The following is a 14,996-nucleotide window of genomic DNA, read 5'->3' on the forward strand; positions in this document are numbered from 1 at the left end:
GCCTCAGTTCTTGCGGGGCACCACCCAGGCGTGCTCGTTCACGCCTATCACGTTGAAGAACACGGCGACCAACCGGTGCAGGTTGGTGAACTGCACCACATGCCCTTGCGCCTGCTGGGTGGCCGCCCAGTTCAGCACCGAGCCCACGGCAGCGAAATCGATGCGGATCAGCCGGTCGCAGGCCACGTTCAGCGGCACGCCGGGGCGCACGAGAGGCTCCAGCGGCTCCAGGACGGAGGCCGCATCCCCCTCGATGTGGCCTTCGAGCGTGGCGACAGGCCCCTCGTCCACGCCGCCCGGCTGCGACAGTGCGAACCCCGACGCGTACAGCGCGCTGTCGGCCGCCTCTGGCGTGGCCGGTGGCTGCGCACCGTCGTCGCCGCTGTAGCCGCAGCGCGGAGGCGCCCACGATGGCGGCGAGACCTCGTAGGTGACGCAGTAGTCCAGCGCGACGAGTTCGAACTCATCGGGCAGCCCCATGAGCCGCAGCGCCGCCATGCGCAGCCGCCACCACTGTGGATCGGCGCCGCGGTCCCCCGACTGGGTGTGGGCCTGCAGGACCCCCTGCAGCGCGGCGGTGCCGACGAAGTGGATCTGCACATCCCGCTCCGCGCAGGCCTCGAACAGCTCGGCCAGCGCGGTGACCGCCGGCAGATCGATCGCGGTCAGCCGCGTCCAGTTCAGGGTCCAGGGCGGCGCGGAACGCGCCAGCGAGGCCTGCAGCGCCGCAATCGATTGCTGCGTGAGGGTGGATTGTGCACTCCAGCTCAGTTCCCTCTGCGGGATGGCGGGTGCACCCACGTCAGGCGTCATGGCCTTCAAACCCAGCTGTTCTGGCAACGAGAACCACAGCGGCGCCGAGCGACCGAAACGAGCGGCATAGTCAATGGCCAGCGCGTCGAAAGGCTCCTGCTGGCCCGTGGCCCGGTACAGGTCAAACAGGGTCATCCAGATGTCATGCTGCTGCTGGGGGTCACTGTGCTGGTGTTGGACCAGCACTTCCTTCAGGCCCGACTCCGCGCCGGCATAGTCGCCATTGGCAAAGCGGATCGCGGCCTCTTCCAGGTCGGGTTCGTGCACGAACTTCTCCGGTTGGGACGGCGCGGGCTGCGGCGCGTCCTCCGCGAGCGGCGGGGGTACGACCACCGGGCTCGCGTCGTGGAACATCGGCTCGACGGCGGGCGCCTTGTCGAGCGTCGGCGGCAGGCTCAGCGGCGCAGTCGGCGCAAAGGCGCGCGCGGGGTCGCCGGCCAGCCCGCTGGAGGCCAGCGCCGCCGCCATGGCCGCGGCCGCAGGCGACGGTTGTCCTGCGATGGGTGCAGCGGCAAAAGCCGCGGCAGCCACCGGTGCGGGTCGCGGCGCGGGGGCTGCGGACGCTGCGGGCAGCGCCGCACCGTCAGGCGCGGGCGCCGCAGGGGTTGGGGCCGGGGTTTCTCCCGACCCTTTGCCCTTCCACCATTGCTGCGACATCTGCGCCTCGATCTCGTCGATCTTCTTGAGCGTGACGGCCCGCTCATCGGGCGAGGTCATGCTGGTCTGGAAGAACGACGTGCGCGCAGTGATGTCTTCAGGGCGCTGGCCGTGCAGGGCCTCGCGCTGGCGCAGCTTGCGCAGCTGATCGAACTCGCGGCGGCGCACGAAATCGTTGCGCCGCTTGCGCTCGATCATCTCCTTGAGCATCTGCTTGCTGTACTGGCTCTCGCGGTCCGCCTCGACCGCATCGAGATCGGACCAGTTGACGGTGGGATTGCGCACGAACCGCACCATCTTGGACAGCAGGCCGCCGGATGTGGTGGTGTCTTCCTTGCTCATGGATGCAAATGGGCGTGCGCAGTGCGGGCGTCTTGCGGCAATCGACCGCTGGATCAGTCGCCAAACATTTTCTGCTTGAGTTCGCGGCGCTGCTGCGCCTCCAGCGACAGCGTGGCCGTGGGGCGCGCCAGCAGGCGGCCTACGCCGATGGGCTCGCCCGTCTCGTCGCAATAACCGTAGTCGCCGGCGTCGATGCGCGCGATGGACTGCTCGATCTTCTTGAGCAGCTTGCGCTCGCGGTCGCGCGTGCGCAGTTCCAGCGCGTGCTCTTCCTCGATCGTCGCGCGGTCGGCCGGATCGGGGACCACCACGGTGTCCTCGCGCAGGTGCTCGGTGGTTTCGCCCGCGTTGTTGTGCATGTCCTGCTTGAGCTGAGCCAGCTTGTGGCGGAAGAACGCCAGCTGCTTCTCATTCATGTACTCGCTCTCGGGCATGGCCAGCACTTCGGCGTCCGTCAGGTCTTCGGCAGACTTGGTCTTCCAGTTGTTGGCCAGCTTGGGATCTTTCTTGGCGGCCGCCACAGGGGTTTGCAGGGTCGTAGGCATAGTTTTGGTAAAGCTGGCTTCGGGGGCGCCGGGCGCCGCCGCGGTGGCCTTGGATGGTACGGTCAATTGCCCGGAACCGGAAGGAGAAGGCCGGAGGCGCCGCGCGGTTACCGGCGCGGGTTCGTCGCCCGCGCGCTTGGCCTGGGCCGCAGCCTGGGCTTTGCTGGACTGGGCTTTCACTTCCTGTCTCCTCGCAGTTCGGGCTTTTTCCGCCTGCGTGCGGGGCCCAGGGCCCCTCGTGCAGCACGGTGCGAATGGCACGCGCCCCAGGGGGCGTTTTTGCCGGGGCGCGATTGTATAGACCTGCGCTGGCCGAGCGCAAAACGTTGTGGATACCACACAGGCGTAGTGCACTTTACCGCCAGCCACCACGGGCCTCACACCAGGCACTGCTCCAGCCCCTGTTGCAGGATGTCCTGCGGCAGGTCGATGCCGATGAACACCATCTTGCTCTGGCGCGCCTCGCCTTCGGCCCACTGGGGGCCCAGGTCGCTGCCCATGAGCTGGTGCACGCCCTGGAAGATCACCTTGCGATCGGTGCCTTTCATATTCAGCACGCCCTTGTAGCGCAGCATGCGCGGGCCGTAGATATTGACGATGGCGCCCAGGAAGTCCTCCAGCTTGGCCGGATCGAAGGCACGGTCGGCGCGGTAGACAAAGCTCTTGACGTCGTCGTCATGGTGGTGGTGATGCGGGTGCTTGCAGTGCTCGTCATGCTTGTGCTCATGGCCATGGTCGTGGCCGCCGTGCTCGCCGTGCGCATGGTCATGCCCATGGTCGTGCTCGTGTTCGCAGTGCCCGTGGTCATGGTCGCAATGGCTGTGGTCGTGCGCGTCTTCTTCCTTCAAGAAGTCCGGGTCGATGTCCAGCTTGGCATTGAGATTGAAGCCACGCAGGTCCAGCACCTCGGCCAGCGGCACATCGCCAAAATGCACCGCGCGGATGGGCGCGCGCGGGTTCATGTGCTTGAGGCGGTGGATCAGGTCGTTCTTTTCCTCCTCGCTCACCAGGTCGGTCTTGGACAGGAATATCTGGTCGGCAAAGCCCACCTGCCGGCGTGCCTCTTGGCGGTCGTCCAGCTGCTGCTGGGCGTGCTTGGCGTCCACCAAAGTAATGATGGAATCGATGAGATAGGTCTCGGCGATCTCATCGTCCATGAAAAAAGTCTGCGCCACGGGGCCGGGGTCGGCAAGCCCCGTGGTCTCGATCACCACGCGGTCGAACGCCACCAGCCCCTTGCGGCGCTTGGCGGCCAACAACTGCAGGGTTTCGCGCAGATCCTCGCGGATGGTGCAGCAGATGCAGCCGTTGCTCATCTGCAGAATCTGCTCTTTGGACTCGGTCTTGAGGATGTCGGTGTCGATGTTTTCCTCGCCGAACTCGTTTTCGATCACGGCGATCTTCTGGCCGTGCATTTCGGACAGCACGCGCTTGAGCAGCGTGGTCTTGCCGGAGCCGAGGAAGCCGGTGAGGATGGTGACGGGAATCAGGGCCATGGGTCGCTTTCCGTGGAGTGCAAACGCAAAACGGCGGCCTGGACGACCGCCGCATGGGAATCGAATTTCAGTGTACAGAGCCTGTCAAGACCTTCGCGCCCGCAGCGTCATGCCAGCTTGCGCATGACGGCCAGACCCTTGAGGTACTCGCCCTCGGGGAACTCCAGCGTCATCGGGTGGTCGGGCGCGCCGGCCAGGCGCCCCAGCACGTAGCCGTCCACACCCGCATCCGCACCCGCCGAGGCCACGATCTTGTGAAACAGGTCGGCGCTGATGCCGCCCGAGCAGGAAAAGGTATACAGCACGCCGCCCGGCTCCAGCAGTTGCAGCGCGAGGCGGTTGATGTCCTTGTACGCGCGCGCCGCACGCTCGGCATGCGCCGCCGTGGGGGCGAACTTCGGCGGGTCGAGCACGATCGCGTCAAAGCGCCGCCCTTCGGCCAGGAAGCGGCGCAGGGATCCATTCACGTCGGCATCCAGAAATTCGGCCCGCGCCGCGTCGAACCCGTTCAATTGCACGTGCGCCCGCGCACGCTCCAACGCGGGGCCGGAAGAATCGATGGACGTGACCTGCCCCGCGCCGCCGGCCAGCGCCGCCACCGTGAAGCCGCCCGTATAGCAATAGCAATTGAGTACGCGCTGCAGGCCCAGGCGCTGCACCGTGCCAAAGAAATGGTGCCGGCTGTCGCGCTGGTCCAGGTAGAAGCCCGTCTTGTGCCCTTCGGCAATGTCGAGCGTGAGCCGCCAGCCATGCTCGCGGATCGTCAGCTCTTGCGGCCCTTGCCCGCGCAGCCAGCCGGTGGCCGGCGCCAGGCCTTCCAACTGGCGCACGCTGGCGTCGGAGCGCTCGTACAGGCGCGACAGGCCTGTCGCCTGAAGCAGCGCATCGGCGATGACGGCCTTCCAGCGCTCCGTGCCCGCGCTGGTGAACTGGGCCACCAGCGTGTCCTCGTAGCGGTCGACGATCAGCCCCGGCAGCCCATCGGATTCGCCATGGACCAGCCGCACGCCATTGCTTTCAATAGAAAAACGGCCTCTAGCGCTTATGGATCGGGCGCAAGCAGCTATAAAAAAAGAAGCATCGATGCGCTGCTTCTCGTCAAAGCTCCACACCCGTGCACGGATGCGCGACTGGGGGCTGAACGCCGCCCAGGCAAGAAACTGGCCCTCCGCCGACTCCACCCGCACCGTCTCGCCGCTGTCGCCGCCGCCCTTGGCGATGGCACCTTCAAAAATCCAGGGATGGCGGCGCTGCAGCGAACGCTCCTTGCCGGGTTTCAGTCGAATGGTTTTCATCCCTGGATTGTGCGCGCGCGGGTGAGCGCTTTTGTTGCACACGGCCGGACGCAGAGCGTGCGGGCCGCGCTGCCGCCCGCCACCTAGGGCTTGCGCCGTGCGCGCGGGTGCGCCGCGTCGTACACCCGCGCCAGGTGCTGGAAGTCCAGCCGCGTGTAGACCTGGGTGGTGGTGATGTTGGCGTGGCCCAGCAGCTCCTGCACGGCGCGCAGGTCGCCGCTGGACTGCAGCAGGTGGCTGGCGAACGAGTGGCGCAGCATGTGCGGGTGCACGGGCGTGGTCAGGCCCGCCACCTGGCTGCGCTGGCGCAGGCGCGACCAGACGGACTGCGCCGTCAGCCGCGCACCGCGCCGGCCGATGAACAGCGCCGGCTCCAGCCGCGCCGCGCCCGCGGCACCCAACGGCAGCGCGCGCTGCGCCAGCCAGGCCTGCAGCGCCTCGGCCGCGGCGCGGCCCACGGGCACGCTGCGTCGCTTGGAGCCCTTGCCGAAGACATGCGCCTCGCCCGCTTGCAGGTCCACCCAGCCGCGCCCCTGCTGGTGCGCGGCGGGGCTGGGCGCCACGTCCAGGCCCACCAGTTCGCCCACGCGCAGGCCGCAGCCGTAGAGCAGCTCGACGATGGCCGCGTCGCGCGCCTCCAGCCAGGGGTCGGCGCCCGTCTCTTGGTGCTCGGCCAGGCGCACCGCTTCGTCCACGGGCAGGGCCTTGGGCAGGGGCTTGGGCGCCTTGGGCGCGCGCACGTCCTGCACGGGGTTGTGCGGCACCAGCCCCTGGCGCGCAGCCCAGGTGTAAAAACCCCGCCAGCCCGAGAGGATGAGCGCGATGCCGCGCCCGCTGCGCCCGCCGGCATGCATCTGCGCGACGAAGCGGCGGATGTGCGCGCTGGTCAGGCGCAGCAGCGGCAGATCCACGCCCGCGGCCATGGCGGCCAGGCGCTGCAGGTCCAGCGTGTAGAGCGTGAGGGTGCGCGCGGCCAGGCGCTTTTCCACGCGCACATGCTCCAGGTACTGCAACGCCTCAGGCGGCAGGTGCAGGGCAACTGGCGTATCGTTCATTTGCTACTGAATAAGGAGCTTCTTGCGCTTGATGCGTGGTGTTCTCAGGCAAAAAACCTACGCAAACCCTTATCCATTCAGCGCAAGCCGCTCACTTTTTCATCGCATGCGCGACAGTGCCGAGCTGGCCAGCTCGGCCATGCGCGAGAGGAATTCCGTGCCCATGGTGGCCTCGAAGCGGTGCGGGTCGTGCGAGCCCAGCACGATCAAGCCGAAGGCCGGCTGGTCGGCGCTGTCGATCGCGCCTTCGCGCAGCGGCAGCAGCGCCAGCGACTGCACCTCGCCCGCCTGGGGCAGCCAGGCCGTGGCCTCGAAACCCAGGTTGGGCCCGCAGAACGGCATGGTCAGCGACGAGGCGAACAGGCGCAGATCCTCGCTCACCGGCTGGGTGGCGACGAGGCCCGCGTGCTCGGGCGCGACGTTCCACACCCGCAGCGCGACCTGTGGCACGTCGAACAGCGTGCGCAGGCCGTTCTCCACGGCGCGCGGCAGGCGGGCCGCATCGCGCACGGCGGCCACCTCGCGCGTCCACTGGTGGATCTTCTGGGTGATGGCGGCGTTCTCGGTGCCGTGGCGCACCATCTCCATCACGCGGTGTTCCAGGCCCTTGATCTTCTCGCGCAGCATCTCGGCCTGGCGCTCGTGCAGGCTCACGGCGCGCTGGCCGTGGGGGCTGGCGATGGTGACACTCGCCAGCAACTCGGCATGGCGCTCGAAGAAGCCCGGCGTGTTCGCCAGGAAGTGCGCGATGTCATCTTCGGTGATGGGGGATACGGGAGAGGAAGAGGTCATAAAGCGTCCGGAATGTCGATCTCGCCTTCGAAGACGGTGGTAGCGGGGCCGGTCATGAACACGGGGTCTTGCAAGCCGCCGGCCCAGTCGATGGTGAGCACGCCGCCCCGCGTGTGCACCTGCACGCGCGCATCCAGCAGCCCCAGGCGGATGCCGGCCACCACGGCGGCGCAGGCGCCCGTGCCGCAGGCCAGCGTCTCGCCCGCGCCGCGCTCGTACACGCGCAGGCGCACTTCACCACGGTTCACGATCTGCAGGTAGCCCGCGTTCACGCGCTGGGGAAAGCGCGGGTGGCTTTCGATCAAGGGACCGGTCTGCGCCACGGGGGCAGTGTCCACATCGTCGACCAACTGGACGGCGTGCGGGTTGCCCATGGACACCACTGCTACTAATAGCGTAGCTGCTGACGCCTGTCCATCAAGCGCCAGAGGCCATTTTTGGCCTGAACCTTGCGACACGGGCGCGAGGCCCGTGGTGTCGAACGGCACGCGCGCCGGCTCCAGCTCGGGGCGGCCCATGTCCACCGTCACACGGCCGTCGGCGGTCAGGTGCGGGGCGATCACGCCGGCCATGGTCTGCACGCGGATCGTGTCCTGCGCGGTGAGGCCCTTGTCGCGCACATAGCGCGCGAAACAGCGCGCGCCGTTGCCGCACTGCTCCACCTGGCCGCCGTCGGCGTTGTGGATCACGTATTCGAAGTCGATGCCCGCGCCGGGCGAGGGGCGCACGGTGAGGATCTGGTCGGCGCCCACGCCGAAGTGGCGGTCGGCCAGAAAGCGGTACTGCGCGGGCGTGAGCCCCAGGCGCCCCTGCGTCTCGTCGAGTACCACGAAGTCGTTGCCCGCGCCCTGCATCTTGGTGAAGCGGATGTGCATGGCGCGATTATCCGCCGCATGCGCGCGTCGCCTGGGTGCAACCATGGGGAAACCCCGCACGGCTGACATCCGAGTTTTTTGCTCGGCTATTGATTTCGATCAGCCCGCCCCTGGGCTGCATGGGGAGCATCCGGGGTTCCCGCTGCGCCGCCCTGCCGGCCGCGGCGGGCCACGATAACGACAACGGAGGTGCGATGACCCTGACGATGGATGTACTCGACCGGCTGCATGCCGCCGACCCGAATGCCGCGACGGAACTGGTGCAAGACAGCGCCGACGCCGTGGCGCTCATCGAACTGCTGGAGATGCTGTGGAACTGCGGCATTCCGCGCGCGCCGCAGTTGCTGGAGCCCGTGCTCCAGCGGCTGCTGCAGCTGCGTCCCACGGATTGAACACGTCCGCCGCGGATGCGGTTCGGCCGGCATGGGCAGGTTGTCCCTTTGATCGCCCCCAGAAAAGAGAGAGCGAGGCCACCATGACTCTGACCGTTGACGTACTTGACCGGCTGCACGCCGAAGACGTTGCCACCGCCACCCATCTCGTGCAGCGCAGCGCCGACGGCGCCGCGCTGATCGAGCTGCTGGAGATGCTCTGGAGCGTGGGCATCCCGCGCGCCAAGCCGCTGATCGGCCCGGTGCTGGACCGCCTGTCCCAGCTGCGCCCGCTGCAGGGCTGATGGCGGGCGGCGTGCGCCTGCCGATAATGCGCCGATGCCACGCCTGAGCCAACAACTACACCCCCACCGCGAGCCGGTCACCCCCCTTCATGCAGCCACCGTGCTGCTGCTGCGCGATGCGCCTCGGCCCGGCGGCGGCAGCACGCTGCAGGTGCTGATGACGCGCCGCTCGGACAAGGCCAGCTTCGTGCCCGGCGCCTACGTGTTCCCCGGCGGCGGCATCGAGACGCAGGACGCCGACCCCGCCACCCACGCCCTGGCCGACCACCGCCCGGCGCAGACCGCCGCGCGCCTGACCGACGCGCTGGCCGCCATCCGCGAAAGCTTCGAGGAGTTGGGCGTGCTGCTGGCGCGCCACGGCGACGGCCGCTGGGCCGGGGCCGACGACATCGCCGCCATCGCACGCCAAGCACCGGCCGGCACCACGTTCGCCGCGCAATGCGCCGAGCGCGGCCTGCGCCTGGCGGCCGACCGCGTGTACTGGCTGGCCCACTGGACGGCCGACCGCAATTTACCGAAGCGCTTCGCCGTGCCCTTTCTCGTCGCGCGCATGCCCGAGGGGCAGGAGCCCGTGGCCGACGAGACCGAGCAGTTCGAGCCCGTGTGGGTGAGCCCGGCCGACGCGCTGGCGCGCCACGAGGCGGGGCAGTTCTTCATGATCTTCCCCACCATCCGCACGCTGCAGCGCCTGGCGCAGTTTGCGGACGTGGACGCTGTGCTCGCCGCCGTCGCGCACGAGCAGCCCCTGTGGGTGAGCAGCCCGCGCTCGGGCCTGCTGGGCGGCAAGGAGGCGCGCTTCATGGAGGACGAGGCGCCTTTCGGCGAGCTAGCGCTGGTCACGCCCACGGGCCGCGGCGAGCATGCGCTGGACTGGCAGAGCGAGACGCCCGTGCCGCTGCTGAAGAACGTGCAGCGCCTCACCGCCCCCAACCCCGGCGTGATGACCGGCCCCGGCACCAACAGCTACCTGGTGGGCGACCCGGCCACGGGCTACATCGCCATCGACCCCGGTCCGGCCGACACCGAGCACCTGGACAAGCTCTGGCGCGCCGCGGGGGGGGACATCCGCATGATCGTGTGCACCCATTCGCACCCCGACCACTCCCCCGGCGCCGCGCCGCTGCAGGCGATGTGCGTGCGCGCCGGGCGCGCCGCACCGCCCATCCTGGGACTGCCCTCGGCGCCCACGGCGCGTGCGGCCAGCCAGTTCACGCCCGACCGTTCGCTACAAGATAATGAGCTTATCACGCTTGCTGGACAAGGGCCAGACGGCGAAATCACCCATACCCTGCAGGTCATCCACACGCCCGGCCATGCGGCCAACCACCTGTGCCTGCTGCTGCGCGAGGACGGGTTGCTGTTCTCGGGCGACCACATCCTGAACGGCAGCACTACCGTCATCGACCCGCCCGACGGCAACATGGCGGACTACCTGGATTCGCTGGACCGGCTGGACGCGCTGTGCGCCGAGCACGGCGCCGAATTCATCCTGCCCGCGCACGGTTACGTGCTGGGAGGCCCGGAAGATGGGGCGCGCACCGCCATCGCGCGCCTGAAGGCCCACCGCCTGGCGCGCGAGGCCAAGGTGCTGGCCGCCATGCAGGCCCAGCCCGAAGGCAGCATGGACGACTGGGTGCGCCTGGCCTACGACGACGTGCCGCCGCGCATGTGGCCCATCGCGCAGCGCTCGCTGCTCGCGCATGTGGAGCGCATCCGCATGCTGGAGCCCGGCAATGACTGAGTCCAGCCATCCAACGGACGCGGTGCGCCTGTCCAAGCGCGTGGCGCAGCAGTTCCAGTGCTCGCGCACGACGGCAGAGCAGTACATCGAGGGTGGGTGGGTGTCGGTGGACGGCCAGGTGGTCGAGCTGCCCGGCGCGCGCGTGGCGTCCGCGCAAAGCGTGGTGCTGGCGCCAGACGCCAATCTGATGGAGCTCACCCCCGTCACCCTGCTGCTGCACAAGCCGCCGGGCTACGAGGCGGGGCTGGGCCTGGTCACTGGCGCGACGCACGGCGCACCGGGCGCGCACGGCAGCCGCAGCCAGGGCGCGCCGCAAGCCGTCGCGCTGCTCAACGCGCAGTCGCACCTGCCCGAAGACGCCGCCGGCACGCGCGTGCTGCTGCGCCATTTCAAACAGCTCGAGTGCTTCACGCCGCTGCCCACCGAGGCCACGGGCCTGGTGGTCTACACGCAGGACCGGCGCGTGGCCCGCAAGCTGCAGGAAGACATCGAAACGCTGGAACAGGAGTGCATCGTGGAGGTGGCAGGCCAGATCGCGGACGGCGGACTGCAAAAGCTCTGCCACGGCCTGAGCTTCAACGGCCGACCACTGCCGCCCATCAAGGTCAGCTGGCAAAGCGAGACACGCCTGCGCTTCGCGCTCAAGGGCATCCGCCCCGGCCAGATCCCGGCCATGTGCGAAGCCGTGGGCCTGTCCGTGCGGGCCATCAAGCGCATCCGCATCGGCCGCGTGCCCCTGGCCAAGGTGCCCGAGGGGCAGTGGCGCTACCTGCAGCCGTGGGAGCGGTTCTGAACGGACGCGGGCCCCGGCGGCCGGGACGGACAGCGATGACGGCGACGCGGGTCGCCTTGCGGCGGCGTGGAAGGGCGCGGCCCCCTTCAGCGCAGCCAGGCCCACCTACCCGATTTTCAGGCGCAGGCGCTTAAGGGTTGCCCTCCTCGCGGCGGACTTGGCTGCAGCCCACAATCGTTCCCATGTCCGGCAGCCAGATCATCGTCCTCGTCACCCCGGTGTTCCTCGCCCTCATGGCGCTGGAATGGGCCATCGGCCGTCGGCGCGGGCGGCCCGCGCTGCGGCTGGCCGATGCGGTGAGCAGCGTCAGCCTGGGCATGCTCAGCCAGACCAGCGCGGTGTTCACCGTGCTGCTGCGCGTGGGGCTGTACACGCTGGCCTATGAGCACCTGGCGCTGTGGCGCAGCGAGGCGTTCTGGACCACCTGGTACGGCTGGCTCATCGCGCTGGTGTTCTACGACTTCTGCTACTACTGGCTGCACCGCATGGGGCACGAAGTGGCCGTGCTGTGGGCCGCGCATGCGGTGCACCACCAGAGCCAGGACTACAACCTGTCCACCGCGCTGCGCCAGACCAGTTCCGGCGCGGTCCTGGGCTGGGTGTTCTACCTGCCGATGGCGCTGGCGGGCGTGCCGCCGCTGGTGTTCGTGGTGGTGGGGCTGGTCGACCTGCTGTACCAATTTTGGGTGCATACCGAGCAGGTGGGGCGGCTGGGCTGGTTCGACCGCTGGTTCTGCAGCCCCAGCAACCACCGCGTGCACCACGCCGTGAACGACAGCTACCTGGACAAAAACTACGGCGGCATCCTGATCGTGTGGGACCGGCTGTTCGGTACCTTCAAGGACGAGGACCCGCGGGAGAAATGCGTGTACGGCACGCGCGGCCTGCTCAACAGCTGGGACCCGCTCTGGGCCAACGCCCAGGTGTATGCAGGCCTGCTGCACGACAGCTGGCACGCCCGCCGCTGGGCGGACAAGCTGCGCGTGTGGCTGAAAGCCCCGGGCTGGCGCCCCGCCGATGTGGCGCAGCGCTTTCCCAAGCCGGCCTTCAACCTCCACGACATGCCCCTGTTCGACCCACCCCTGTCCGCGCCGCTGCGCTGGTTTGCCGGCGTGCAGTTCGTGCTGCTGCTGGCGGGCGTGGCGGCATTCCTGTGGCAGGCCGACGGCGCACCGCTGGCGACCAACGCCGTGTGGTTCGCCACGCTGCTGGCCTGCCAGTGGGCGCTGGGCGCGGCCATGCAGGGGCGCATTGGCATGGGGTTGGCGCTGATGATCGAAGCCGGGGCGCTGGCCACGGCGACCAGCGCGCTGGGGTTCACGGCGTGGCACCTGCTGTTCAAGCCGCTGACCATGGCGATTGCTATTGTTTATGCAGCTAATCACGCTTATCCAATGAGCGCTACAGGCCGTTTTGGCCTGCACCGGTCATGCTGGCTGCTGCTGAGCGCGCTGCTGGGTTCGCTGGCGGGCGACGTGTTCCTGATGCTGTCAGAGCACCTGTTCATTCCCGGGCTGGTGAGCTTCCTGCTGGCGCACCTGTGCTACATCGCGCTGTTCAAGCAGGGCGTGGGTTGGTTCGGCCACCGCGGGGCACTCGGGGGTACGCTGGCGCTGGGCATCGGCATGTACGCCTTCCTCTGGCACGGCGGATTGCCGGCAGCGCTGCGGGTGCCGGTGGCCGTGTATGTGGTGGTGATCGCGCTGATGGCGGCGCAGGCCTGGGGGCGCCACGCGGCGCTGCGCGAGCGCTCGTCGCTTGCGGTGGCGCTGGGCGCGTGCTGCTTCATGCTCAGCGATTCGCTGCTGGCCACCAACCGCTTCGTGCAGCCGCTGCCCTTGTCGCAGCTGTGGGTGCTGGCCACTTACTATGCGGCCCAGGTGCTCATCGTGAGCGGGATGGTCACAGCGCTGACCCGCGGCGCGGCGCACCAAGCCGACGCACGGACGCAGCCGCTCACCCCCCACGCGGCCTGAGCGATCAGGCGGACTCGAACAGCCCGCCCGCGGCGCGCGGCGGCGCCACGCCCAGGTGGCGGTAGGCGGCCAGCGTGGCCACGCGCCCGCGAGGTGTGCGCTGCAGATAGCCCTGCTGAATCAGGTAGGGCTCGATGACGTCCTCGATGGTGCCGCTCTCCTCGCCGATGCTGGCGGCAATGTTGTCCAGTCCCACGGGGCCGCCGTCGAAGCGATGCACCACGGCCTCCAGCAGCTTGCGGTCCATCACGTCGAAGCCCTGCGGATCCACGTCCAGCATGGTCAGCGCGCGGTTGGCAATGTCCAGAGTGATGTGGCCCGAACCCTTCACCTCGGCATAGTCGCGCACGCGGCGCAGCAGGCGGTTGGCGATGCGCGGCGTGCCGCGCGAGCGGCGCGCGATTTCCATGCCGCCCTCGGCGTCGATGGGCGCGCCCAGCAAGCCGGCCGAGCGCATGACGATGCGCGCCAATTCATCGGGCGTGTAGAACTCCAGCCGCGCGACGATGCCGAAGCGGTCGCGCAGCGGGTTGGTGAGCATGCCCGCGCGCGTGGTGGCGCCCACCAGCGTGAAGGGCTGCAGGTCCAGCTTGATGCTGCGCGCGGCCGGCCCCTCGCCGATCATGATGTCGATCTGGTAGTCCTCCAGCGCGGGGTAGAGGATTTCCTCGACCACGGGCGAAAGGCGGTGGATCTCGTCGATGAAGAGAACGTCGTTGCGTTCCAGGTTGGTGAGCAGCGCTGCCAGATCCTTGGGCTTTTCCAGCACGGGGCCGCTGGTCTGACGCAGGTTCACGCCCAGTTCGGTGGCGATGATGTGGCTGAGCGTGGTCTTCCCTAAGCCCGGCGGGCCGAACAGCAGCACATGGTCCAGCGCCTCGCCGCGCTTCTTGGCCGCGCCGATGAAGATCTCGAGCTGTTCGCGCGCCTTGGCCTGGCCCACGTACTCCTGCAGCAGCTTGGGGCGCAGCGCACGCTCCAGCGCTTCCTCCTGCGAGGAGGCCGGTGCGGCCGACACCACGCGCTCGCGCGCAGGAGGGGGAGAGGGGGCAAAGTCGTCGGTATGGATCGTCATGCGAAGCGGACCAGGAAGGGCGCGTGCATTGTCCCCCATTCCCCCGCGCAGCCGAGCCGCGCCGCCACCCCGCGCGGGCCAGGGATAGCCGCCTTTCGGTAACATCGCCGCCTTCGCGCGCCGCGCGCGGGCGAGCCCCGTCCCCCTCCCGGACCACTCGAACGCCGCACCCGCCCCTGTGCGCCGCGCCGCCTCGGCCCGGCGCCCCCTTGCAGCGACAGCCCATGAACACTCCAGCACACCCCTCCTTCCTGAGCCGCATGGCCATCGCCATCGGCAGCTTTTTCGCCATCCTGGGCAACGGCCGCCTGGCCGCCGACATCCAGCGCCTGCGCGCGGGTGAAGCGCTGGCCGCCGACGTGGCGCCACCGGCTCCCCAGGCAGTGCGGGTGGAAGTGCCCGTGGAAACAATCGTGGAGAAGATCGTCGAGGTCCGCGTGGAGGTGCCCGTCGAGAAAGTGGTGGAAAAGCGCGTCGAAGTCGCCACCGACACCGCCGCGCTGCAGCTGCTGGGCCTGCTGCAGCGCGAGGCGCGCCTGGTGGACTTTCTGCAGGAAGACGTGGCGCCCTACTCCGATGCCGAGATCGGCGCCGCCGCGCGCGTGGTCCACGAGGGCTGCAGCAAGGTGCTGCGCGAGCATTTCACCATCGAGGCCGTGCGCCCCGAGGGCGAGGGCAGCCACGTTACCCTGCCGGTCGGCTTTGACTCCACGGCCGTGCGCCTCACGGGCAATGTGCTGGGCCAGGCGCCGTTCACGGGCCAGCTGACCCACCGCGGCTGGAAGGCGACCGCCGTGCGCCTGCCGCAGCTCACCGACCCGCGGGCAGCCGCCGTGCTGGCCCAGGCCGAGGTGGAGCTGTGAAC

General features: G+C 69.0%; 14 protein-coding genes. 6 read left to right on the top strand and 8 right to left on the bottom strand.

Translation table 11 applies throughout. The features are described from left to right. Nucleotides 1-3 precede the first annotated feature (3 nt). The 7 genes from QY917_RS11475 to dapF all read right to left on the bottom strand — a co-directional run bounded on the left by QY917_RS11475 (nucleotide 4) and on the right by dapF (nucleotide 7,870). A complete protein-coding gene (locus QY917_RS11475; protein ID WP_123676122.1) occupies nucleotides 4-1,812 on the bottom strand; it encodes an STAS domain-containing protein in 1,809 nt (602 codons plus the stop codon). Nucleotides 1,813-1,865: 53 nt separating this feature from the next. Further along, nucleotides 1,866-2,711, bottom strand: a complete 846-nt coding sequence (gene dksA, locus QY917_RS11480) for an RNA polymerase-binding protein DksA (protein WP_312035125.1) — start codon at nucleotides 2,709-2,711, stop codon at nucleotides 1,866-1,868. A gap of 23 nt (nucleotides 2,712-2,734) precedes the next feature. Beyond that, a complete protein-coding gene (locus QY917_RS11485; RefSeq protein ID WP_123676121.1) occupies nucleotides 2,735-3,853 on the bottom strand; it encodes a GTP-binding protein in 1,119 nt (372 codons plus the stop codon). A gap of 107 nt (nucleotides 3,854-3,960) precedes the next feature. Next, complete coding sequence (locus QY917_RS11490) at nucleotides 3,961-5,148, bottom strand: class I SAM-dependent rRNA methyltransferase (RefSeq protein WP_123676120.1); 1,188 nt, start codon at nucleotides 5,146-5,148, stop codon at nucleotides 3,961-3,963. A gap of 83 nt (nucleotides 5,149-5,231) precedes the next feature. Continuing rightward, nucleotides 5,232-6,203, bottom strand: coding sequence for a tyrosine recombinase XerC (xerC, locus tag QY917_RS11495; protein ID WP_123676119.1), 972 nt, complete (start codon nucleotides 6,201-6,203; stop codon nucleotides 5,232-5,234). A 99-nt stretch (nucleotides 6,204-6,302) separates the two neighbouring features. Then, entirely contained in the window at nucleotides 6,303-6,995 is a 693-nt protein-coding gene (locus QY917_RS11500) for a DUF484 family protein (RefSeq protein WP_088888329.1), read from the bottom strand. Beyond that, on the bottom strand, nucleotides 6,992-7,870 hold the full coding sequence (gene dapF / locus QY917_RS11505) for a diaminopimelate epimerase (protein ID WP_123676118.1): 879 nt from the start codon (nucleotides 7,868-7,870) through the stop codon (nucleotides 6,992-6,994). Before dapF ends, QY917_RS11500 begins: the two co-directional genes overlap by 4 nt. Nucleotides 7,871-8,064: 194 nt before the next feature. Between dapF and QY917_RS11510 the strand changes: the two genes are divergently transcribed. The 5 genes from QY917_RS11510 (at nucleotide 8,065) to QY917_RS11530 (ending at nucleotide 13,056) form a co-directional block, all read left to right on the top strand. After that, entirely contained in the window at nucleotides 8,065-8,262 is a 198-nt protein-coding gene (locus QY917_RS11510) for a hypothetical protein (protein WP_015914278.1), read from the top strand. Nucleotides 8,263-8,345: 83 nt separating this feature from the next. Beyond that, nucleotides 8,346-8,546, top strand: a complete 201-nt coding sequence (locus QY917_RS11515) for a hypothetical protein (RefSeq protein ID WP_123676117.1) — start codon at nucleotides 8,346-8,348, stop codon at nucleotides 8,544-8,546. A 34-nt stretch (nucleotides 8,547-8,580) separates the two neighbouring features. Beyond that, entirely contained in the window at nucleotides 8,581-10,287 is a 1,707-nt protein-coding gene (locus QY917_RS11520; RefSeq protein ID WP_123676116.1) for an MBL fold metallo-hydrolase, read from the top strand. Beyond that, complete coding sequence (locus QY917_RS11525) at nucleotides 10,280-11,080, top strand: rRNA pseudouridine synthase (RefSeq protein ID WP_123676115.1); 801 nt, start codon at nucleotides 10,280-10,282, stop codon at nucleotides 11,078-11,080. Before QY917_RS11520 ends, QY917_RS11525 begins: the two co-directional genes overlap by 8 nt. A 182-nt stretch (nucleotides 11,081-11,262) precedes the next feature. Next, nucleotides 11,263-13,056: a lysoplasmalogenase family protein gene (locus QY917_RS11530; RefSeq protein ID WP_123676114.1), complete on the top strand. Its 1,794-nt coding sequence runs from the start codon at nucleotides 11,263-11,265 to the stop codon at nucleotides 13,054-13,056. A 4-nt stretch (nucleotides 13,057-13,060) separates the two neighbouring features. Here the strand turns inward: QY917_RS11530 and ruvB are convergent, their stop codons facing one another. Continuing rightward, nucleotides 13,061-14,131 (bottom strand): Holliday junction branch migration DNA helicase RuvB, encoded by a 1,071-nt coding sequence (gene ruvB, locus QY917_RS11535; RefSeq protein WP_011806788.1) that lies wholly within the window; start codon nucleotides 14,129-14,131, stop codon nucleotides 13,061-13,063. A 224-nt stretch (nucleotides 14,132-14,355) separates the two neighbouring features. Between ruvB and QY917_RS11540 the strand changes: the two genes are divergently transcribed. Further along, entirely contained in the window at nucleotides 14,356-14,994 is a 639-nt protein-coding gene (locus QY917_RS11540) for a DUF2760 domain-containing protein (RefSeq protein WP_123676113.1), read from the top strand. The last annotated feature ends 2 nt before the right edge of the window (nucleotides 14,995-14,996 follow it).

It is taken from the genome of Diaphorobacter sp. C33 (genome assembly GCF_030503915.1).
Taxonomy (GTDB): Bacteria; Pseudomonadota; Gammaproteobacteria; order Burkholderiales; family Burkholderiaceae_C; genus Diaphorobacter; species Diaphorobacter nitroreducens.

Bases quoted from the DNA above. Each gene is read 5' to 3' on its own strand.
- QY917_RS11510 (WP_015914278.1), top strand. From the start codon at position 8,065: ATGACCCTGACGATGGATGTACTCGACCGGCTGCATGCCGCCGACCCG.
- xerC (WP_123676119.1), bottom strand. From the start codon at position 6,203: ATGAACGATACGCCAGTTGCCCTGCACCTGCCGCCTGAGGCGTTGCAG.
- QY917_RS11520 (WP_123676116.1), top strand. From the start codon at position 8,581: ATGCCACGCCTGAGCCAACAACTACACCCCCACCGCGAGCCGGTCACC.
- QY917_RS11500 (WP_088888329.1), bottom strand. From the start codon at position 6,995: ATGACCTCTTCCTCTCCCGTATCCCCCATCACCGAAGATGACATCGCG.
- ruvB (WP_011806788.1), bottom strand. From the start codon at position 14,131: ATGACGATCCATACCGACGACTTTGCCCCCTCTCCCCCTCCTGCGCGC.
- QY917_RS11475 (WP_123676122.1), bottom strand. From the start codon at position 1,812: ATGAGCAAGGAAGACACCACCACATCCGGCGGCCTGCTGTCCAAGATG.
- QY917_RS11530 (WP_123676114.1), top strand. From the start codon at position 11,263: ATGTCCGGCAGCCAGATCATCGTCCTCGTCACCCCGGTGTTCCTCGCC.
- QY917_RS11540 (WP_123676113.1), top strand. From the start codon at position 14,356: ATGAACACTCCAGCACACCCCTCCTTCCTGAGCCGCATGGCCATCGCC.
- QY917_RS11525 (WP_123676115.1), top strand. From the start codon at position 10,280: ATGACTGAGTCCAGCCATCCAACGGACGCGGTGCGCCTGTCCAAGCGC.
- QY917_RS11490 (WP_123676120.1), bottom strand. From the start codon at position 5,148: ATGAAAACCATTCGACTGAAACCCGGCAAGGAGCGTTCGCTGCAGCGC.
- QY917_RS11515 (WP_123676117.1), top strand. From the start codon at position 8,346: ATGACTCTGACCGTTGACGTACTTGACCGGCTGCACGCCGAAGACGTT.
- QY917_RS11485 (WP_123676121.1), bottom strand. From the start codon at position 3,853: ATGGCCCTGATTCCCGTCACCATCCTCACCGGCTTCCTCGGCTCCGGC.
- dapF (WP_123676118.1), bottom strand. From the start codon at position 7,870: ATGCACATCCGCTTCACCAAGATGCAGGGCGCGGGCAACGACTTCGTG.